This window comes from Kitasatospora sp. McL0602, assembly GCF_052076145.1.
Classification (GTDB): Bacteria; Actinomycetota; Actinomycetes; order Streptomycetales; family Streptomycetaceae; genus Kitasatospora.
Genome location: NZ_CP197246.1, coordinates 1,059,791 through 1,080,164, shown reverse-complemented (window position 1 = coordinate 1,080,164; position 20,374 = coordinate 1,059,791). Strand labels below are relative to the sequence as shown.

At 73.8% G+C, this 20,374-nt stretch carries 17 protein-coding genes; 15 read left to right on the top strand and 2 right to left on the bottom strand.

What is annotated here, in order from left to right:
* The first annotated feature begins 36 nt into the window (after nucleotides 1-36).
* The 9 genes from ACR68M_RS05085 to ACR68M_RS05045 all read left to right on the top strand — a co-directional run bounded on the left by ACR68M_RS05085 (nucleotide 37) and on the right by ACR68M_RS05045 (nucleotide 10,209).
* The gene (locus ACR68M_RS05085) at nucleotides 37-819 is read left to right on the top strand and encodes an MHYT domain-containing protein (RefSeq protein ID WP_441249198.1); all 783 of its coding nucleotides are present in this window, start codon (nucleotides 37-39) and stop codon (nucleotides 817-819) included.
* A 315-nt stretch (nucleotides 820-1,134) separates the two neighbouring features.
* Nucleotides 1,135-3,453, top strand: a complete 2,319-nt coding sequence (locus ACR68M_RS05080; RefSeq protein WP_441249197.1) for a sensor histidine kinase — start codon at nucleotides 1,135-1,137, stop codon at nucleotides 3,451-3,453.
* Nucleotides 3,450-3,860: a roadblock/LC7 domain-containing protein gene (locus tag ACR68M_RS05075; protein WP_441249196.1), complete on the top strand. Its 411-nt coding sequence runs from the start codon at nucleotides 3,450-3,452 to the stop codon at nucleotides 3,858-3,860. The genes ACR68M_RS05080 and ACR68M_RS05075 overlap by 4 nt, the downstream gene beginning before the upstream one ends.
* A gap of 104 nt (nucleotides 3,861-3,964) precedes the next feature.
* Nucleotides 3,965-4,294, top strand: a complete 330-nt coding sequence (locus ACR68M_RS05070) for a DUF742 domain-containing protein (protein WP_441251513.1) — start codon at nucleotides 3,965-3,967, stop codon at nucleotides 4,292-4,294.
* Nucleotides 4,275-4,877 carry a GTP-binding protein gene (locus ACR68M_RS05065; protein ID WP_441249195.1) on the top strand — a complete coding sequence of 201 codons (603 nt, stop codon included), beginning with the start codon at nucleotides 4,275-4,277 and terminating at the stop codon, nucleotides 4,875-4,877. The genes ACR68M_RS05070 and ACR68M_RS05065 overlap by 20 nt, the downstream gene beginning before the upstream one ends.
* Before the next feature lie 235 nt (nucleotides 4,878-5,112).
* Nucleotides 5,113-6,372, top strand: a complete 1,260-nt coding sequence (locus ACR68M_RS05060; protein ID WP_441249194.1) for an ABC transporter substrate-binding protein — start codon at nucleotides 5,113-5,115, stop codon at nucleotides 6,370-6,372.
* A gap of 103 nt (nucleotides 6,373-6,475) precedes the next feature.
* Nucleotides 6,476-8,176, top strand: coding sequence for a DUF885 domain-containing protein (locus ACR68M_RS05055; protein ID WP_441249193.1), 1,701 nt, complete (start codon nucleotides 6,476-6,478; stop codon nucleotides 8,174-8,176).
* 112 nt (nucleotides 8,177-8,288) lie between these two features.
* Nucleotides 8,289-9,185, top strand: a complete 897-nt coding sequence (locus ACR68M_RS05050; protein ID WP_441249192.1) for an oxidoreductase — start codon at nucleotides 8,289-8,291, stop codon at nucleotides 9,183-9,185.
* Nucleotides 9,186-9,264: 79 nt separating this feature from the next.
* Entirely contained in the window at nucleotides 9,265-10,209 is a 945-nt protein-coding gene (locus ACR68M_RS05045; RefSeq protein ID WP_441249191.1) for a hypothetical protein, read from the top strand.
* Nucleotides 10,210-10,240: 31 nt separating this feature from the next.
* On the opposite strand, the gene ACR68M_RS05040 is transcribed toward ACR68M_RS05045, so the two are convergent.
* Nucleotides 10,241-11,605 (bottom strand): cation:dicarboxylate symporter family transporter, encoded by a 1,365-nt coding sequence (locus tag ACR68M_RS05040; RefSeq protein ID WP_441249190.1) that lies wholly within the window; start codon nucleotides 11,603-11,605, stop codon nucleotides 10,241-10,243.
* A gap of 139 nt (nucleotides 11,606-11,744) precedes the next feature.
* Between ACR68M_RS05040 and ACR68M_RS05035 the strand changes: the two genes are divergently transcribed.
* Nucleotides 11,745-13,466 carry a sensor histidine kinase gene (locus ACR68M_RS05035; RefSeq protein ID WP_441249189.1) on the top strand — a complete coding sequence of 574 codons (1,722 nt, stop codon included), beginning with the start codon at nucleotides 11,745-11,747 and terminating at the stop codon, nucleotides 13,464-13,466.
* Nucleotides 13,463-14,152, top strand: coding sequence for a response regulator (locus tag ACR68M_RS05030; protein WP_441249188.1), 690 nt, complete (start codon nucleotides 13,463-13,465; stop codon nucleotides 14,150-14,152). Before ACR68M_RS05035 ends, ACR68M_RS05030 begins: the two co-directional genes overlap by 4 nt.
* 18 nt (nucleotides 14,153-14,170) lie before the next feature.
* Here ACR68M_RS05030 and ACR68M_RS05025 read toward each other — a convergent pair whose 3' ends face one another.
* Nucleotides 14,171-14,758: a class I SAM-dependent methyltransferase gene (locus tag ACR68M_RS05025; RefSeq protein ID WP_441249187.1), complete on the bottom strand. Its 588-nt coding sequence runs from the start codon at nucleotides 14,756-14,758 to the stop codon at nucleotides 14,171-14,173.
* A 138-nt stretch (nucleotides 14,759-14,896) separates the two neighbouring features.
* Here ACR68M_RS05025 and ACR68M_RS05020 point away from each other — a divergent pair, with 138 nt between their 5' ends.
* From ACR68M_RS05020 to ACR68M_RS05005, 4 genes are all read left to right on the top strand, one after another.
* Nucleotides 14,897-16,264, top strand: coding sequence for a diaminobutyrate--2-oxoglutarate transaminase family protein (locus ACR68M_RS05020; RefSeq protein ID WP_441249186.1), 1,368 nt, complete (start codon nucleotides 14,897-14,899; stop codon nucleotides 16,262-16,264).
* Nucleotides 16,261-17,739 (top strand): pyridoxal phosphate-dependent decarboxylase family protein, encoded by a 1,479-nt coding sequence (locus ACR68M_RS05015; RefSeq protein WP_441249185.1) that lies wholly within the window; start codon nucleotides 16,261-16,263, stop codon nucleotides 17,737-17,739. Before ACR68M_RS05020 ends, ACR68M_RS05015 begins: the two co-directional genes overlap by 4 nt.
* A gap of 501 nt (nucleotides 17,740-18,240) precedes the next feature.
* Nucleotides 18,241-19,044, top strand: a complete 804-nt coding sequence (locus tag ACR68M_RS05010; RefSeq protein ID WP_441249184.1) for a tRNA-dependent cyclodipeptide synthase — start codon at nucleotides 18,241-18,243, stop codon at nucleotides 19,042-19,044.
* A 40-nt stretch (nucleotides 19,045-19,084) separates the two neighbouring features.
* Entirely contained in the window at nucleotides 19,085-20,278 is a 1,194-nt protein-coding gene (locus ACR68M_RS05005) for a cytochrome P450 (RefSeq protein ID WP_441249183.1), read from the top strand.
* Nucleotides 20,279-20,374: the final 96 nt, after the last annotated feature.

Sequence of the window (20,374 nt, the reverse complement as noted above, 5' to 3'; positions counted from 1 at the left end):
CTCCGAGCCCGACCGGTCACCCGGAGGCCCCACATCATGGGAACCCTGAACCACTTCAGCTTCGGCTGGCTCACCCCCGCCATCTCGTACGTGATGGCCTGCGTGGGCGCCGCGCTCGGCCTGCGCTGCACCCTGCGCGCCCTCTCCGCGACCGGCCCCTCCCGGCGCAACTGGCTGCTCACCGCCGCCGCCGCGATCGGCTCCGGCATCTGGACCATGCACTTCATCGCGATGTTCGGCTTCACCGTCGACGGCACCGAACTGCGCTACGACGTGCCGCTCACCCTGCTCAGCCTGGTGATGGCGATCGTCGTGGTCGGCGTCGGGGTCTTCGTGGTCGGCTACGGCAGACACCGCGGCCGGGCCCTGCTGCTCGGCGGCCTGACCACCGGGCTGGGCGTCGCCGCGATGCACTACACCGGCATGGCCGCCGTCCGTCTGCACGGCGCTCTCGGCTACAGCCCCGGCGCCGTCGTGCTCTCGGTGCTGATCGCCGTCGGCGCCGCCACCGCCGCGCTCTGGGCCGCCGTGACCATCCGCAACCTCTTCGCGGCCGCCGCCGCCTCACTCCTGATGGGCGTCGCGGTCAGCAGCATGCACTACACCGGAATGGCGGCCGTCCACGTCCATCTGCACCCCGACCGCACCGGCCTCGGCGGCGCCACCCCGATGCAGTTCGTCTTCCCGCTGGCCGTCGCGCTCGGCTCCTTCCTCTTCCTCGCCTCCGCCTTCGTCGCCCTCTCCCCGACGGCCCAGGAGCACGCCGCCTACCGCGAAGCGGGCGAGATCACCGTCGAGGAGCTCGACCGCGCCGCCTGAGGCTCCGCCGGTAACCATGCACCACCGGCGGCGCGGCGAGGCCGACCCGGCCGCCGACCCCGAGAACCCGAGAAAGGGCATCACACTCATGCGAGTACGCCGCGGCACCCCCCGCAGCGCACCGACGGCGACCCCGAGCGCCGCGCGCGGCCCCGTCCGCCCCGGCGCCACCGGCCAGCGCCGGGGTGCCCACGCCGGCCCGCCCGGGAGACCGGCGGCCCGGCCGATGCCGCGCCGGGCGGGCTCCCCGGCGGGCCCGGCGGCCCGGCCTGGCCGAGGCCACGCACCGTACGCGCCAAGATCGTTGCCCTGCTGATGGTGCCGGTGGTCTCCGTGATGGCCCTCTGGGCCTTCGCCACCGTCACCACCGCGCAGAACGTCTGGGAGCTGCTCCGCCTCCAGGACACCGACCGCACCGTGCTCGCCCCCGTCGACGCCACCCTCGCCGGGCTCCAGGCCGAACGGGCCGCCGCCGGACAGCTGTTGGCGGGCTCCGGGGCCGTCCGGGAGAGCGCCCTGCGCGACGCGGCCGCCGCCACCGACCGGGCACTCGCGCCGCTCGTCCTCGGCGACCGGTACAACCGCGCCGACGCCCAGGGGCTCGGCGCCGAGACCGCCACCCGGATCGACGCCCTCGACGCGGCCGTCACCGCGCTGCCCGCCCTGCGCACCCGCATCCTCGCCCGCGCGGTCGGCTGGGACGAGGCGTACGCCGCGTACAACGCCGCCGTCGACCGGGCGTTCGAGGTCAAGGGCGCCACCACCCAGCTCCAGGACCACCAGGCGGCCTCCGACGCCCGGGTGCTGCTCGAACTCTCGCGCTCCCGCGAGCTGTTGGCCCGCGAGGACGCGACACTGCGCACCGGCCAGAGCGCCGGGGCCCTCACCGACCCGCAGCTGCGCGACTTCGCCGCCGCAGTCGCCGCCCGGCGGCTCTTCGAGCAGACCGCCGCCCCCGACCTGCGCCCCGCCGACCGGGCCGCCCTGGCGGCCGTCATCGGCGGCGCCGACCACCGCGATCTCGCCCGCGCCGAGGACGCCGTCGCCACCGCCGACAGCGGCGCGCTCGCTGCCACCGCCGTCAGCGCCGACCAGTGGTCGGCCGCCGCCGACAGCGTTGCCCGCGCCCTGCGCGCCGTCGAGACCGAGGCCGGCACGGCCGCCGTCCAGCGCGCACAGCCGTACGCGCTGGGGCTGTTCACGCCTGGCGGCACGGCCGTGCTGCTCGGGCTGGTCGCCGTGATCGCCTCGCTGCTGATATCGGTGCAGATCGGCAGCGGGCTGGTCACCGAGCTGATCGCCCTGCGGAACAGTGCACTTGAGCTCGCCGGACGTAAACTCCCCGCCACCATGCGGCGGTTGCGCGCAGGCGAGGAGATCGACGTGGAGACCGAGGCGCCGCTGCGCCCGCACGGGGACGACGAGATCGGGCAGGTGCACGGCGCCCTCGACTCCGTGCAGCGGGCCGCCGTCACGGCCGCCGTCGAGCGCGCCGAGGTGCTCTCCGGCGTCTCCGGTGTCTTCGTCAACCTGGCCAGGCGCAGCCAGGTCCTGGTGCACCGCCAACTCACCCTGCTGGACGCGATGGAGCGCCGCACCGAGGACCCGGCCGAGCTGGAGGACCTCTTCCGGCTCGACCACCTGACCACCCGGATGCGGCGGCACGCCGAGGGCCTGATCATCCTCTCCGGCGCCGTCCCCGGACGGGCCTGGCGCAGGCCCGTCCCGCTGATGGACGTCGTCCGGGCCGCCGTCGCCGAGGTCGAGGAGTACGCCCGGGTCGAGGTGCACCGGCTGCCGTACGCCGCCGTGGCGGGCCCGGCCGTCGCCGACCTCACCCACCTCGTCGCCGAACTCGTCGAGAACGCCACCGGCTTCTCGCCCCCGCACACCAAGGTGCACATCCGGGGCGAACTGGTCGGCAACGGCTACGCCCTGGAGATCGAGGACCGGGGGCTCGGGATGGGCGCCGAGGCGCTCGCCGACGCCAACCAGCGGATCGAGGCCGCCCAGCAGGTCGACCTGTTCGACAGCGACCGGCTCGGCCTGTTCGTGGTCAGCCGCCTGGCCCGCCGCCAGGACGTCCGGGTCGCCCTGCGGCCCTCCGCGTACGGCGGCACCACCGCCGTCGTGCTTCTGCCCAACGCCCTGCTGGAGACGCGCGAGGCGGAGCAGCGGCAACCGATGCCGGAGCTGGCGGCCGTCGGCGCTCCGGCAGCGGCCCCGGCCCCGGCTGCCACGGCGGTGGCGGTGGCGCGGCCGGGTGCGGCCCGGCCCTTCGGCGCCGGGGGCGGGCACCCGGGCGTGCTGCGCCCGACGCCGTTCGCGGTGCCCCGGCTCCCGGCACCCCCGACTGTGCCCCCGACTGTCTTGCCGGCCGTACCACCAGCTGCTCCGCTCGGGCCGGTGGCAGAACCTGGCCCCGACGGTGAACTCCCGCGCCGCGTACGGCAGGCGAGCCTCGCGCCGCAGCTGCGGGAGGCCCCGGCCCGGCCGTCGGGCGGCGGGGCGCCGCAGACGGGACGCAACCCGGAGGAGGCCCGCGCCGCGATGTCCGCGTACCAGCAGGGCTGGGCCCGGGGCAAGAGTCGCCGCCCGGCCCGACCGACCCCAGAGGAAGGAACGCACCGATGACCGGCAGCACCCACCACGTAGGTGAACTCAACTGGCTGCTCGACGAACTGGTCTCGCGGGTGGCGCAGATCAGATTCGCGGTGATGCTCTCCGCCGACGGTCTGGCGATGGGCACCTCGGCTGGTCTGGGCCGGGAGGACGGCGAGCACCTGGCGGCTCTCGCCTCCGGCTTCCACAGCCTCGCCAAGGGGGCCGGTCGGCACTTCGACGCAGGTGAAGTCCGGCAGACGATGGTCGAGTTGGAGCAGGGCTTCCTCTTCGTCGCAGCTGCGGGGGAGGGCACCTGCCTGTCCGTCTTCTCCGGCGCGGAGGCCGATCTCGGGTTGATCGCCTACGAGATGGCCCGGCTGGTGCGCCGGGTCGGGGAACACCTGCACAACCCGCCGCGCGCCGCGGCAGGGGGGTGAGCCGGGTGCCCTACCCGCCACGCCACTACCTGCCGGACTCCGCCTTCGGCTACCCGCCGCCGCCCCAGGAGCCCGCCCGCTGGTACGACGACGCGGCCGGGCCGATGGTCCGCCCGTACGCGATGACCAAGGGCCGGACCCGGCCGGTGGGGCAGGAGTTCGACCTGATCGCGCTGGTGGTCAGCGATGTCGCCGACAGCGCCGAGCCAGGCGTCGGGCCCGAGCAGGGCCTGATCCTCGACCTGTGCCGGAACAACGCGCTCTCGGTCGCCGAGATCGCCGCCGAGACCGACCTGCCGCTGGGTGTGGTCCGGGTGCTGCTCGGCGACCTGCTGGCCGCCGAGTACATCCGGGTCAGCCGCCCCGTGCCGCCCGCCATGCTCCCCGACGAACACATCCTCCGTGAGGTCATCAATGGACTCCGCGCTCTCTGACGCGTCCGACAGCCCCGTCCTGGCCCTGAAGATCCTGGTCGCCGGCGGCTTCGGCGTCGGCAAGACGACGCTGGTCGGCTCCGTCAGCGAGATCCGTCCGCTCCGTACCGAGGAGCAACTCACCGCCGTGGGCAGGGGAGTTGACGACATCGGCGGCGTCGAGCAGAAGACCACCACCACGGTGGCGATGGACTTCGGCCGGATCACCATCCGGGAGGGGCTCTCCGTCTATCTCTTCGGCACGCCGGGCCAGGACCGCTTCTGGTTCCTCTGGGACGAGCTGGCCCAAGGGGCGCTCGGCGCCGTCGTGCTGGCCGACACCCGGCGGCTGACCGACTGCTTCCCCGCCGTCGACTTCTTCGAGCACCGGGGCATCCCCTTCGTGGTCGCCGTCAACCGGTTCGCCGGGGCCCGGGACTTCCGTCCGGAGGAGGTCTCCCAGGCGCTCGACCTGGACGGTGACACACCGGTGCTGGTGTGCGACGCCCGGCAGCGTGCCTCCGGCAAGGAAGTGCTGGTCAGCCTGGTCGAGCACGCCGGCCGCGTGCACGCGGCCCGGCTGCTGGCGCGGGCGGCGCCCTGACGCCGACTCCCCGTTGTTCGCAGGCCGCCTGACAGACTGTCACCGTTGTTTCCAAGGATACCTGCGGGCCATCCGGCCGACCGCCCGGTGTTACCTCGCCGTCTTCCTGCCGTTCGCATTTCGTCTCTCTGGCCTTGTGCTGGGCCGGATTTGCTGGGCGCCGCACGGGTGCGTGATCACGTCAGGGGTGATCCCCCGCACGCGCACCGGACCGGTTCGGCGAAGGGCACGCGAGATGACCAAGGGCAGCAGACCGTTCGGGCGGGGCTTCGGGGTGGTGGTGGCGGCGATCCCGCTGCTGGCCCTCGTCGCCTGCAGCAGCTCCCCGGCGGCCGGGGGCGGCAGCGCGGGTGGTGGCGGTGACGTCGTCGTGATGACCTGGGCCCCCTCGGACACCGGCACCGACGACCGCCCCGGCGTCACCGCCCTCGCCGAGGCGATCGGCCGGGACGTCGCCGACCACGGCGGCCTGCACGGCCGCAAGCTGCGGGTCCTCACCTGCAACGAGCACAACAGCGCGGACGGCGTCGGGGCCTGTGTGCGGCAGGCGATCGACAGCAAGGCCGTCGCGGTGATCGGCTCCTACAGCCAGTACGGCGACACCTTCATGCCCGCGCTGGAGACGGCCGGCATCCCCTACCTCGGCGGATACGGGCTCTCCGGGCCGGAGTTCAGCAGCCCGTTCTCCTACCCCGTCGCGGGCGGCACACCGAGCCTGATCGCGGGCAGCGGCCGTCAGCTCGTCGCCGCAGGGTGCCGCAGTGTCGCGATGATCCGCCCGGACACCCGGGCCGGTGACACCCTGGCCCGCTACCTGGACGGCGCCCTCAAACCCGACGGCGTCGCGCTCACGGACGTCAAGGTCACCGACAGGACCGCCGACTTCGGCGACATCGCCCGCAAGGCGGTCGGCGGTGACCGGTCGGGCAACTGCGTCACCGACGCCCTCGGCCCCGAGCAGACCCTCAAACTCCTCGACGCCTACCGCAAGTTGTCCCCCTCGCGCACCCAACTCGCCTCCGTCATCGGCAGTATCCAGCAGTCCGTGGTCGACTCGACGGGCGGCGCCGACGGCCCGCTGAACGGCGCCTTCGCCACCGGCTGGTACCCGCCGGAGACCGCCCAGGTCTGGGACGGACTCCGCTCCGTCGCCGGAGCCGACAAGCGCATCGCCACCTCCGACCTCGCCGTCCAGACCACCTGGGTCGCCTACCAGGTGCTCCTCCAGGCCGCAGACCGCCTCAACTCGGCCGGTACCGCCCTCACCGCGAAGTCGCTCCGCATCCTGCTCGACAGCGGCGACACCCTGGAGACCGGCGGCGCCACCCCGCCCCTCACCTGGGGCCTCACCGAAATGCTCCCCAGCGCCGACACCCCCCGCCTCACCGACACCTGGGTCACCTTCCAGGAGGTCAAGGCCGGCCGCCTCGTCCAGCAGCAGAGCGGCTTCGTGGACGTCCGCTGGGCCCTCACCAACGGCAAGCCCCCGCAGTGAGGCGGTAGTCCGCCGGCCGCGAGCTCCGCTGCTCCCGACGATCTCGCGTGACATGCCTCTCAGCACGACATGTCGCCCGAGGTTCTGCGCCAGAATGTTCGCCATGCCAGACGAGAGCCTCACCCCGCGCCGGATCGCTGACGACTACGTGGCCCGTGTGATGGCTCACGACCCCTCCGTCGCCGCCTGGTTGGGCGAGCGGGTGGGCGAGGACCGGCAGCCGGAGTTGTCACCGCAGTGGTTCGAAGCGGGCGCCGAACTGGCCCGCGATGCCCTGACGGCGCTGGACGCGGCGACGGCGGCGACCGCAGCGGGCGGACCGGGCGGACCGGGCTGGTCCGATCCGGCGGAGGCCGACTGCGCGCGACTGCTGCGTGAGCGGCTGACGGCCGAGCTGGCCTGCCACGAGGCCGGCGACCACCTGTGGTCGGTGCGCGCGATCCACCCCCCGTTCGAGTCGCTGCGGAGGATCTTCACGCTCTCGCCCACCGAGACCGAGGCCGACTGGGCGAACGCGGCCGCCCGGCTGCGGGCTCTGCCCGGAGCACTGGACGGCTACCGCCGGACGCTGCGCGAGGGGATCGGGCGCGGCCTGCTGTCGGCGCCGCGCCAGGTCGAGGCGGCGATGCGCCAGCTGACCGCCTGGACCGGGGAGCAGAGCGGCGGGCCCAGCTGGTTCACCGGCTTCGTCGCGGACGGGCCCGGACACCAGCGCGCCGAGCTGGACCGCGACGCCCTCGCGGCCACCGCCGCGGTCGCGGAGTTCCGTGACTGGCTGCGCACCGAGTACGCCCCGCGGACCCTCGATGTCCCGGACGCGGTGGGGCGGGAGACGTACCTGCGCTCCGCCCGCCGGGCCACCGGCGCCGACCTGGACGTGGCGGAGGCGTACGCGTGGGCCTGGAGCGAGTTCCACCGCACGCTCGCCGAGATGCGGGTGGCGGCCGAGGCGGTGCTGCCCGGTGCCACCGTGCTGGAGACCATGGCCCACCTGAACACCCACGGCCACGCGATCGAGGGCGAGGAGGGCATCCGGGCCTGGCTGCAGGAGCTGATCGAGCAGGCGATCGAGGACCTGGACGGCACCCACTTCGACATCGCCGGGCCGCTGCGCCGGGTGGAGACCCACATCGCGCCGCCCGGCGGCTCGGTCGCCCCGCACTACGCGGGCCCCAGCCTCGACTTCAGCCGACCGGGACGCACCTACCTGCCTGCGCTGGGCCGCACCGTCTTCCCGACCTGGCAGCTGGTCAGCACCTGGTACCACGAGGGCGTGCCGGGCCACCACCTGCAGATCGCCTCCTGGACGGCCGGCCTCAGCCGCTACCAGGTGACGTTGGGCAAGATCAGCGCCAACGTCGAGGGCTGGGCCCTGTACGCCGAGCGGTTGATGGACGAGCTGGGCTTCCTCACCGACCCGGCCAACCGACTCGGCTACCTGGACAAGCAGATGCTGCGGATCATCCGGGTGATCATCGACATCGGCATGCACCTGCGGCTGGAGATCCCGGCCGACTCGCCGTTCCACCCGGGCGAGCGGTGGACCCCGGAGCTGGGCACCGCGTTCATGGCCGCCTACCACGGCAGCCCGGCCGCCCGCCGCGACGGCGAGATCGAGCGCTACCTCGGCTGGCCGGGCCAGGCGATCGGCTACAAGCTCGGTGAGCGCGCCTGGCTGCTCGGCCGTGCGGAGGCCCAGCGGCGCCGGGGCGCGGGCTTCGACCTCAAGGCCTGGCACATGGCGGCACTCTCCCAGGGCTCACTCGGCCTGGACGACCTGGCGGAGAGCCTGGCCGTCCTCTGACGCACGCTCAGCGCTCGCCGGTGGGGCTCAGGAGCTGCCCGGGGCTGCTCCCGGCCTCACGCAGCACCGCCCACCGCCTTGACCTGCGGAAGCGGTGTGGCAGACTGCGCCGATGCCTACCGAAGCGAACACGAACAACGCCGCCGCCGCAGGCACTTGGACCCTTGGTGACCTGACGGTCAACCGGATCGGGTTCGGTGCGATGCGGCTGACGGGCAGCGGGGCGTTCGACGCCGGTGTGCCGAGTGACCGGGAGCGGGTGATCGGTGTGTTGCGCCGCGCGGTCGAGCTCGGCGTGAACCACATCGACACGGCGTCGTTCTACTTCTCCGCGCTGCGCTCCGCGAACGAACTGATCAACCGTGCCCTGGCGCCGTACTCGGACGAGCTGGTGATCGTCACGAAGGTCGGCCCGAGCCGGGACCAGTCCGGTGAGTGGATGGACTGGCCGACGCCGGAGCAGCTGCGCGGCCAGGTCGAGGAGAACCTGCGCCAGCTGGGCCGTGACCACCTGGACGTGGTGAACCTGCGCCGGCTGCGCCCCGGTTCGATCGCCGAGCACTTCGGTGCGCTGGCCGAGCTGCGGGAGGCGGGGCTGATCCGCCATCTCGGCCTCTCCAACGTCCAGGCCGATCAGCTCGCCGAGGCGCAGGCGATCGCGCCGGTGGTCTGCGTGCAGAACCGGTACAGCGTCGACTCCCGTCCGGCCGGGTCCGACGAGCTGCTGCGGCTCTGCGGTGAGCAGGGCATCGCGTTCGTCCCGTTCTTCGCCATCGCGGGGGAGGGTCGGGAGGACGGCGCGGGCGGCGTCGAGCCCGAGGCGGTGCAGGCCGTCGCCGACGCGCACGGCGCGACTGCGGCGCAGGTCCGCCTCGCCTGGACGCTGCACCAGGGCCCGCACGTGCTCGCCATCCCGGGTACCGGCAACCCCGACCACCTGGACGAGAACATCGCCGCCGGGGCCCTCCGCCTCACCGACGACGACCTCGCACGCCTGACCGCTGCGTGACGGCTGCCGGACGGCCGCCTGATCCGAGCCTCGGCCGCGCTGCGAGCTGATCCCGCATCAGGCGCCGTACGCTGAAAATGTGATCACCTACGAGGACCGCAGGCTGCGGACACTGGCTGACCAGGAGCGTTGGACGGAGCTGCTCGGCCTCTACCGGCGGGCCAGGGCCGCCGGAGGGGTGACGGAGGCTGCACCCGCCGGGCATCTGCTCGCGTACGGGGCTCCGCCCGAGCTGGCCGCGCGGCTGTTCGATCCGGACGGCGGGCCGGGCACCGCGGCCGACGAGGCGGACCACGACGCCGGGCCGCTCTGGGAGGTGCTGGCGACCAGGCACTCCTGGCGGCGGCTGGCCCCGCTGCTCGGTCCGCCGCCGGTCCGGCGGCTGGTGCTGCACACCCGGGCGCTGCTCGGCGAGGACCTGCGGCACGGGGCCGAGCCGGACGAGGAGGGCGTACCGCTGGAGCTGGCGCCCTGGGAGATCGCGGGCTGGGACGAGCGCAGCCGGGTCCGGGAGTACCTGCGGACGGGCGGTGCCCGGCGGGCCCTGCTCGCGCTCCCGGCCGGACGGGAGGGCCTTGGCCCGGTGGAGCTTCCGGAGCCCGGGGAGCCGGTGCGGGGGCTGGCGGCGACCAGGCTGCTGGCCGCCTGCGCGCCCTGGTTGCAGGTGGTCTGCGTACGCGGCTCGGGGCCGGACGCCGCCGCGCAGCTGGCCCCGGGCGGTCGGGTGACCGGCGGGTACCTGCCGTTCGGCCAGGCCTACCCGGGGCTCGTCCAGGCCGCGTCCGACACCCCGGCCGTCGGGTCGGCCCAGGGCCGGATCGCGCTCTGGCGGGTGCTGGCGGCGATGACGGGCGAGCGGACGGTCGACCTCCGGGAGGTCACCGCCCTGGTCGCCCGGTTGCGCTGCTTCACCTGGTCCGAGCCGACCGACGAGCTCCGCTACCTCCACCTCGCCGTCGAGGACCCGGCCACCGGCCTCGCCTGGGCGATGAGCGGCTGCACCCCGGAGCCCAGCTACGTCTGACCCCGGCCCAGAGCTCGAGAGGGCCCCGGTCTCAGGCGGTGACGGTCTCCGTGGATCCCGGCTGGGCGGGGATGCCCGCCGGAGCGGCCGGGGTGTCGACCATCGTGGTCTCGTCGAAGGGTGCCTGGCCCGCGAGCACGCGGTGCAGGCGCTCGTGGTCGAGCTCCTTCGTCCAGTGGCCGATCAGGACGGTCGCGACGGCGTTGCCGGCGAAGTTGGTGAGGGCACGGGCCTCGGACATGAAGCGGTCGATGCCGACGATCAGGCCGACGCCGTCGACCAGTTCGGGCCGGTGGGACTGGAGGCCGCCCGCGAGGGTGGCCAGGCCGGCGCCGGTGACCCCGGCCGCGCCCTTGCTGGCGATGATCATGAAGAGCAGCAGCGAGAGCTGCTGGCCGAGCGACATCGGCTTGTCCATCGCCTGCGAGACGAAGATCGAGGCCATCGTCAGGTAGATCGCGGTGCCGTCGAGGTTGAAGCTGTAGCCGGTCGGGACGGTGATGCCGACGACCGGACGGCTGACGCCCAGGTGCTCCATCTTGGCGATCAGGCGCGGCAGTGCGCTCTCGGATGAGGAGGTGGAGAGGATCAGCAGGAACTCGCGGCCGAGGTAGCGCAGCAGGGCGAAGATGTTCACCCCGGCGACCAGGCGCAGCAGCAGCCCGAGCACGACGACGACGAACAGCGCGCAGGCCAGGTAGAAGCCGACCATGATCACGGCCAGGCTCTTGAGCGCGGCCGTGCCGGTGGCGCCGACGACGGCCGCCATCGCGCCGAAGGCGCCGACCGGGGCGACCCACATGATCATCGACATGATCCGGAAGACCAGCTTCTGGAGGTGCTCGACGCCGCGCAGCACGGGCTGCCCGGCCGGGCCCATCGCCTGGAGGGCGAAGCCCGCGAGCAGCGCGACCAGCAGGGTCTGCAGCACCTTGCCCTCGGTCAGGGCGGAGAACATGCTGGTCGGGATGGTGCCGAGGAGGAAGTCGGCGGTGCCCTGCGAGCCGCCCGCCGCCTGGGCGTGGCCGGATTTGGCGAGGGCCTGGGTGAGGTGCAGGCCGGAGCCCGGCTCGATCAGGTTGCCGACGACCAGGCCGAGCCCGAGCGCGACGGTGGACATCAGCAGGAAGTAGCCGAGCGCCAGCCCGCCGACCCGGCCGACCTTGGCGGCCTTCGAGACCGAGCCGATGCCCAGCACGATGGTGCAGAAGATCACCGGGCTGATCATCATCTTGATCAGGTTGACGAAGCCCGTCCCGACCGGCTTCAGCTCCTTGGCGAAGTCCGGCGCCGCCAGCCCGACCACGATGCCCGCGACCACGGCCAGCAGGACGGCGAGATACAGGCGGTGGGTGCGGTCGGGCCGTCTGGCGGCTGCTCCGAGGGTCGTCGTCACGTGCGGCTCCTTCGTCTCCTGGCGGCCCCGGGGGGAGGGCCGATTCGTACTATGGCCACTGCGGTGACGCGGGTCACGTTTACGTTCATAGAGTTCACGGCCTGCCGTGCGGCACCCCGCACGGGGCACACTGGCTGGCATGACCGCGACCCCGTTCCGCCTGCCGCACCGCCTGCCGCGCCGCCTGCGCGCGCTCGCGGGCCGCAGCCTCGCCGGTCAGCTCTTCGCCGTGCAGATCGTGATCGTCGCCGCCGTCGTCGCGGGCGGCGCCGTGCTCGGGTACCTGTTCGCGGCCGACCGCGCCGAGGTGACCGCCCGCCGCCAGGTCACCGCCACCGCCCGCGCGGTCGCCGACGCGCCGACCGTCCGGGACGCCGTCACCCCCAGCGCGCAGGGCGCCGTCGCCGGGGTCGGCCCCTCGGCGGTGCTCCAGCCGTACGCCGAGCGCGTCCAGCGCGACACCGGGGTCTCCTTCGTCACGGTCATGGACACCCACGGCCTGCGCTGGACGCACCCCGACCCGGCCCGGATCGGCAGGCCCTTCCTCGGGCACTACGAGCAGGCGCTCTCCGGCGAGGTCGTCCAGGAGACCTACACCGGCACCCTCGGCCCGTCCGTCCGGGTGGTCGTCCCGGTGCTGGACGACCGGCAGCGGGTGGTCGCCCTGGTCAGTGCGGGCATCACGGTCGAGTCGATCAGCGCCGGGCTCCGGGCCCCGCTGCTCGCGCTGGGCGGCATCGCGCTCGGCGCGCTGGCCCTGGGCGCCGTCGCCAGCTTCCTGGTCGGGGCCCGGCTGCGGCGGCACACCCACGGGATGGGCGCGGCCGAGCTGAGCCACCTCTACGACTACCACCAGGCGACGCTGCACTCCGTACGGGAGGGCCTGGTGCTGCTCGACCAGCGCCACCGGGTGGTGCTCTGCAACGACGCCGCCCGCGAACTGCTCGGCCTGCACGGCGAGTTGGACGGCCTCCCGGTCGACGCCCTCGGCCTGCCGGAGTCACTCGCCGAAGCGCTCGCCCGGCCCGCCGAGGTCCGCGACGAGGTGCACCTGACCGCCGAACGCGTCGTACTGCTCAACACCTCCCCGGTCGGCGCCGGTCTCGGTACCGTCGTCACCCTCCGCGATCACACCGAACTCCAGTCGCTCACCGGTGAGTTGGATTCGGTACGCTGCTTCGCCGACGCGCTCGGCGCCCAGGCGCACGAGGCCGCCAACCGGCTGCACGCCGTCGTCTCGCTGATCGAACTCGGCCGCACCACCGAGGCGGTGGACTTCGCCACCGCCGAACTTGCCCTCGCCCAGCAGCTCACCGACCGGGTGGTCGCCGCCGTCAGCGAACCGGTGCTCGCCGCGCTGCTGCTCGGCAAGGCCGCCCAGGCCGCCGAACGCGGCGTCGACCTCACCCTCACCGAGGACAGCCAGATCGACGACGGCGTGATGCCGCCCGGCCTCACCCCGCGCGATCTCGTCACCCTGCTCGGCAACCTCGTCGACAACGCCGTGGACGCCGCGATCGAGGCCGCCGCCGAGCGGTCTCCCGAAGTCACCGTCACCGCACGGGTGGACGGCGCCGAACTGCTGCTCCGGGTCGCCGACACCGGGCCCGGCATCGGCCCGCAGGCCGTGACGGAAGTCTTCGAACGCGGCTGGACGACCAAGAGCGGCGGGCGCGGCCTCGGTCTGGCGCTGGTGGCCCAGACCGCCCGCCGCAACGGCGGCACCGTCGAGGTCGGCCGCGACAGCGGCGCCGTGCTGACCGTCCGCCTGCCCCTCCAACGGGAACTGCCCCAGCGAGATCCCCTCCAGCGAGAGACCGTCCAGCGAGAGACCCCCCAACGAGAGCCCGCCGCACGATGATCGACGTACTGGTGGTCGAGGACGACCTCGTCGCCGCCGACGCCCACACCCTCTACGTGCGGCGCACCCCCGGCTTCCGCGCGGCCGGTACGGCGCACAGCTGCGCCGAGGCGCTGCGCCTGCTGGACCGGGCCCGCGCGGCCGGCCGCCCCGTCGACCTCGTCCTGCTCGATCTCCACCTGCCCGACGGCCACGGCCTTCAGCTCTGCCGCACGCTGCGCGCGGCCGGCCACGGCGCCGACATCATCGCGGTGACCTCCGCCCGCGAGCTGGTGACGGTCCGTCAGGCCGTCTCGGCGGGCGTGGTCCAGTACCTGCTGAAGCCGTTCAGCGGCGCCGCCCTCGGCGAGCGGCTCGAACGCTACGCCCGCTACCGGGACACCCTCGCCCGTGCCGGCCAGGCCACCGGCCAGGACGAGGTCGACCAAGCCTTCGCCGTGCTCCGCGCCCCCGACCGCACCGCCCTCCCCAAGGGCCTCACCCCAGCGACCCTCGACACCCTCGCGGCGATCCTGCGCAGCGCGGCCGACGGCCTCTCGGCCGCCTCGGTCGCAGCCACCGCCGGAGTCTCCCGGATCACCGCCCGCCGCTACCTGGAGCACCTGGTCGACACCGGCCTGGCCGTCCGCGAACCCCGCTACGGCCAGGTGGGCCGCCCCGAACTCTGCTACCGCTGGCGCGGTTGAGCCCAGTACTCGACGGGGTCAGCGCTCGGCCGTGGCGAGGAAGCGGTCGTCCGCGTCCAGGTAGCCGGTGAGCCGCCAGCCGGTGGCGGCGAGCAACGGCCGGAGGTTGGGCTCGGCGCGGAGGTCGGCGGGGGTAAGGGTGCGGCCGTGCCGGGCGGCGAGCGCGGCCCGGCCGATCGGGTAGAAGAGCGCGAGGAGGCCGCCGGGGCGGCAGACCCGGGCCAGTTCGCGGAGGTTGGCGGCCGGGTCGGGGAAGTGCGAGAAGAGACCGCCGCCGAAGACCACGTCGACGGCGCCGTCGCGCAGTGGCAGTCGACCCACGTCGCCGGTGACGAGCCACTCGCCGTGCCCGGCCGCCACCCGCAGCATCTCGGGCGTCAGGTCCAGCCCCAGCACGGTGCCGGAGGCGCCGACGGCGGCCCGCAGCAGCGGCAGCGCGCGGCCGGTACCGCAGCCCGCGTCCAGTACGAACTGCCCTTCCTTGAGCCCGAGTTCGGCGATCGCTGCGGCGTAGCGCGGCCCGTCGTCGGGGAAGCGGGCGTCCCAGTCGGCCGCTCGGGTGGCGAAGAACTCCCGGGTGCTCGCCAGCTCGCTCTCGTACGTCACCCGACGGAGCGTACGTGACCTCGGGGCCTGTCGGTCGTTGAGGGGGTGTCACTCGGTCGGGTGGAGTTCGGGGCGGCAGGGCATCGGGCGAGCTGCGGTGAGTAAGGTTAGGGTTACCTAACTCAAAGGGAGCCCGTCTTGACCCTCACTGCCGAGACCGCCGAGACCGCTGCGGCCGCCGTGCCCGGTGAAGCGATCCTGCGCCGCCAGCGCGTCCGCGAGTCGGCCGCCCGCACGTACGCCCGCTCCTTCCCGATCGTGCCGGTGCGGGCCAGCGGGATGACGGTGGAGGGCGCCGACGGCCGCCGCTACCTCGACTGTCTGTCCGGCGCGGGCACCCTGGCCCTCGGTCACAACCACCCCGTGGTGCTGGAGGCGATCCGTCGCACGCTCGACAGCGGCGCCCCGCTGCACCTGCTCGATCTCGCCACCGCCGAGAAGGACGAATTCACCAGCGCCCTGTTCGCCAGCCTGCCGCCCGCCTTCGCGGAGGGCAGCAAGGTGCACTTCTGCGGCCCGGCCGGGACGGACGCGGTGGAGGCGGCGCTCAAGCTGATGCAGACGGCCACCGGTCGGCGCGGCGCCCTCGCCTTCACCGGCGCCTACCACGGCATGACGGCGGGGGCGCTGGCCGTCACCGGCAGCGTCGCCGTCAAGTCCCCGCTGCCGAGCGGCGGCGAGGTCACCCGGCTGCCCTACCCGTACGCGTACCGCTGCCCGTTCGGGGTCGGCGCGCAGGGGGCCGAGCTCTCCTCGACGTACGTCGAGCGGCTGCTGGACGACCCCTCGGGGGGAGTGCTGCCGCCCGCCGCGATGATCCTGGAGGTCGTCCAGGGCGAGGGCGGCGTGGTGCCCGCGCCGGACAGCTGGCTGCGCGAGATGCGGCGGATCACGGCAGAACGTGGCATTCCGCTGATCGTCGACGAGGTGCAGACCGGCGTCGGCCGCACCGGCTCGATGTGGGCCGTCGGCCACAGCGGCATCCAGCCGGACGCGATGGTGCTCTCCAAGGCGATCGGCGGCAGCCTGCCGCTCGCCGTCGTGGTCTACCGCGAGGAGTACGACGGCTGGCTCCCCGGTGCCCACACCGGCACCTTCCGGGGGAACACCCTCGCGATGGCCGCCGGGGTCGCCACCCTCCGGTACGTCGGCGCCAACGGCCTGGTCGAGCGCGCGGCCCGGGTCGGCGCCAGGATGTCGGCCCGGCTGCGGGCGCTCAAGGACCGGCTGCCGGTGATCGGCGACGTCCGGGGGCGGGGCCTGATGATCGGCGCCGAGCTCGTCGACCCGAGCGGGCCACCCGACAGCTGCGGCGCCCACCCTGCCGACCCCGCGCTGGCCCGGCGCGTCCGGGAGGCCTGCCTCCAGCGCGGCCTGATCGTCGAACTCGGCGGCCGCCACGACGCGGTGCTGCGCCTCCTCCCGCCGCTCACCATCACCGATGAACAGGCCGAGGCCGTCCTCGACCGCCTCGCCGACGCCGTCGAGGCGGCGAGCGCCGCGTGAACCGCATCGACAACGACGGCCCCCTGAGCGCCACGGCCCTCTCCGGCGGCGTCGCCGGCCCGGACGCGCTGCGCCCGCTGCTCGACCTCGTCCTCACCGGCCTCTCCGTCGGCGCCGCGCACCGGGCCGGGCCCGTCCCCGCCGGAGGCCCGGAGCTGATGGCCGACCGCACCGCCGCCGCGCTCAGCCTGCTCCACGACGAGGACGCCCTGCTCCGGCTCACCGAGTTCCTCGCCTACGGCAGCGCCGACCCCGCCGACCCGGCCTGCGCCGCCCACCTGCACTGCCCGCCGCTCGCCATCGCCGTCGCCGCCGACCTCGCCGTCAGCGCCCTCAACCCCTCGCTCGACTCCTGGGACCAGGCGCCCGTCGCCACCACCCTGGAGACCACCCTGCTCGGCGAACTCGCCGCCCTGGTCGGCTTCCCGCCAGACCAGGCCGCCGGGGTCCTCACCTCCGGCGGCACCGAGTCCAACCTGATGGGCCTGATGCTGGCCCGCGACCAGATCCTGCCCACCGAGGTCGAGTTGGACGGCCTGCCCGCCGACGTGCGGCCGAGGATCATCGCCTCCGAGGCCGCCCACTTCTCCGTGCAGCGCGCCGCCGCCCTGCTCGGCCTCGGTGAACGCGCCGTCCGCAGCGTCCCCGTCGACCGCGAACTGCGGATGGACCCGGCCGCCCTCGCCGACGTCCTGGCCGAGACCACCGCCGAGGGTGGCACCCCGATCGCCGTCGTCGCCACCGCCGGGACGACCGACACCGGCGCGATCGACCCACTGCACCGGGCCGCCGACCTCGCCGCCGAGTACGGCACCTGGCTGCACGTCGACGCCGCGTACGGCGGCGGCGCGCTGCTCTCCGACCGCCTCGCCCCGCTGCTCGACGGCATCGCCCGCGCCGACTCCGTCTCGCTCGACTGGCACAAACTCGGCTGGCAACCCGCCGCCGCCGGCGTCTTCCTGGCCCGCCGCGAGCAGACCTACGCCTCGCTCGCCCGCCGCGCCGTCTACCTGAACCCCGAGGACGACGAGCAGGCCGGATACCCCAGCCTGCTCGGCCAGTCCCTGCGCACCACCCGCCGGGCCGACGCCTTCAAGATCGCCGTCACGCTGCGCACCCTCGGCCGCAGCGGGCTCGGCCGTCTGGTCGACGCCTGCCACGACCTCGCCCACGCCGCAGCCGCAGCCGTCCGGGCCGACCCCGCCCTCGAACTCCACTGCGACCCCGTCCTCACCACCGTGGTCTTCCGCTACCTCCCCGCCTCCGGCGACCCCGCCGACGCCGACCGCTGCAACGCCGAACTGCGCCGCCGACTGCTCCGGGAGGGCCGCGCGGTGGTCGGCCGCACCGAACTCCCCGGCCGGGGCCCCGGCCGAGTCCGGCTCAAGCTCACCCTGCTCAACCCCCACACACCGCCGACGGCCGTCGAGGCGCTGCTCACCGCAGTCGTCCGCGCGGGCCGCGCCGTCGAGTAGTCGGACGGTCGCGCCCCCGAATCCGCAGGAGGCGCGGGGCGCGGGCCATCCGTGAACATACCGTCTGACGCAATGTCCAGCCCCTTTCGGTCATGCTGGCGATCAGTTCAAGCCATCACCAAGATCGGGCTTGCGCACCCACCGCGCATCAGCGGTAACTTCGGGTAGCCGCCGCCACACCAGGAGCACACGGCCCCTCGGGACTAGCGGCGCAAAGGGGGCTCGCCATGCGCGCCCGTGTTCACGCCGCCACCACGGCATGTCGTCCCATGACACGCCGTCCGGCCTCACTCGCGCTGCCGTTCGGGCCGCGACCTCTCAGCTAGACCCTCTCTCCGGCACTCACCACCGGCACCCACCACCGGCCCGACCGGCGCGGCACCCTGCCCCGGCGCGGTCGTACGTCCGCCCTGCCCGCTGATCGGCCCTGGCACGGGCGTGCCCTCTTCGGCTCCCCACTCGCGGTGAGCCCCGCTCCACGCACCCATGTCCTGCACACCCATGCCTGCACACCCATGCCTGCACACCCATGTCCTGCTCCAGTCCTGCGACGCGAAGGCCCGCGCCATGAGCGACCTGCTCCTGAGCACCACAGCCAGCTCCCTCGACGACCCGCACGTACGCTTCGAAGCCCTGCCCTACTCCGGCCGCTGCCACCGGGTCTGGCAGCGTGGTGACCACCTGCTGATCGGCGTCAGCCCCGGAAACAGCTACTTCAGCAGCCAGCGGATAGCCCAACTCCTGCGGTGGGCTTCGGAGTTCTTCCGATCCATCGACATCGTGTACGCCGACCTGCATGTCGACACCCAGTTCGCCGCCGGTGGCTACAGCCCCGAGAACGCCCAGCGCCGGGCGGCCAAGGAGATCAAGACCACCCATCGCCGCATCCAGCGCGGCGTCGAGGAGGCCGCCGTGCCGGGCGTCGGTATCCACGGGCTCTCCGAGTTCCGCGACGACCCGGTGTACCAGCGGCTGCACCGCAGCGTGCTCGACGCGCTGGCCGGTGACGAGGTCTTCCGGGAGGCCACCGAAGGCATGGCCCGTGGCTTCCTCGCGGCCCGGGGCGGCGAGGTCTCGGATGCCCAACTCGCCGCCGGGGTCGCCTACATAGCAGCCGAGCTGCCGTTCTTCCTGGACACCCCGGCGCTGCTCCGGGTGTCCAGCTCGGTCTCCTGCTACCACGTCCAACTGCCGCTCACCCCAGTCCTGTTCGGCCGCACCGAGGGTCTGCGGGCACAGCCCGCGCAGGCGTACGCCGTGATCCGCCCGCTGCCCGCACTGCCGCACGCCGCCGCAGCGGCCTGAACCCACCACCACCGCCACCATCACCAGGAGTGAAAGCCCCATGATCCAGGCCGATTTCACCTTCCCGCTGTCCCGGCGCGGCGACGTGCTGCCGGAGGAGGCGCAGCTGCTCTGCGCCAAGCACCCCGTCGCCAAGGTCCGCACCATGACCGGCGACGACGCGTGGCTGGTCAGCAACTACGCCCTGGCCAAGCAGGTGCTGGAGGACGAGCGGTTCAGCCTCAAGGACACCGCCAACGCCGGCGTGCCTCGGCAGTACGCGCTGACCATCCCGCCCGAGGTGGTCAACAACATGGGCAACATCAACAGCGCGGGCCTGCGCAACGCCGTGATGAAGACCCTCTCTCCGCGCGCGGACCACGAGTTGGGCGGCTGGCTGGAGGCCGAGGCGCACCGGCTGCTCGACGTGCTCGTCCAGCAGGGCCCGCCCGCCGACCTGCGCGACGGCTTCACCGAGCCGTACTCGGCCGCGCTGCACTGCCGCCTGCTCGGCATCCCGACCGACGACTGGCGGCGTCTGATGTCGGGCATCGACCTGGCCTTCGTCACCAGCCCCGCCGTCTTCGAGGGCTCCACCCCCAACTGGTACCGCGACCTCGGCTACATGACCGCACGGCTGAACGCCGACCCCGAGCCGACCGAGGGCCTGCTCGGCCGCTTCGCGGAGCTGCGCCGCTCGCCGGACGTCTCGGACCGGGTCAGCGACGAGCTGCTGGCGACGGTCGCGCTGTCGCTCTTCGGGGCCGGTGCGGTCTCCACCTCCTCGTTCCTGCTGCACGCGATCATCCACCTCGCGCAGCAGCCGGAGCTCGCGGAGCGGCTGCGGCAGGAGCCCGCCGTGATCGGCCGGGCGGTGGACGAGCTGCTGCGCTACAACCTGTCGATCGGCGACGCGCTGCCCCGGCTGGCGATGGCCGACGTGCAGGTCGGCGAGGTGCTGATCAAGGAAGGCGAGCTGGTGCTGGTCCTCGTCGAGGGCGCCAACTACGACCCGGAGGTCTTCCCGCACCCCGAGAAGATCGACTTCGACCGGACGGAGAACCCGCACCTGGCCTTCGGCGCGGGCCGGCACTTCTGCCCGGCCTCGGCGCTCGGCCGTACCCACGCCGAGATCGCCCTGACGGCGCTGGTCTCGCGACTGCCCGAGCTGCGGCTGGCCCTCCCGGTCGAGCAGCTGGCCTGGCGGCCGGGCTTCATCAAGCGCCTGCCGGAGCGGCTGCCCGTGATCTGGTAACCCTCACGCAGTGTGGGGCCCCAAGGGGCGCGGGGAACTGCGCGATTCGGGAGTGACGGGCCCGTGCCTTCCGCTTCGCGCAGTTCCCCGCGCCCC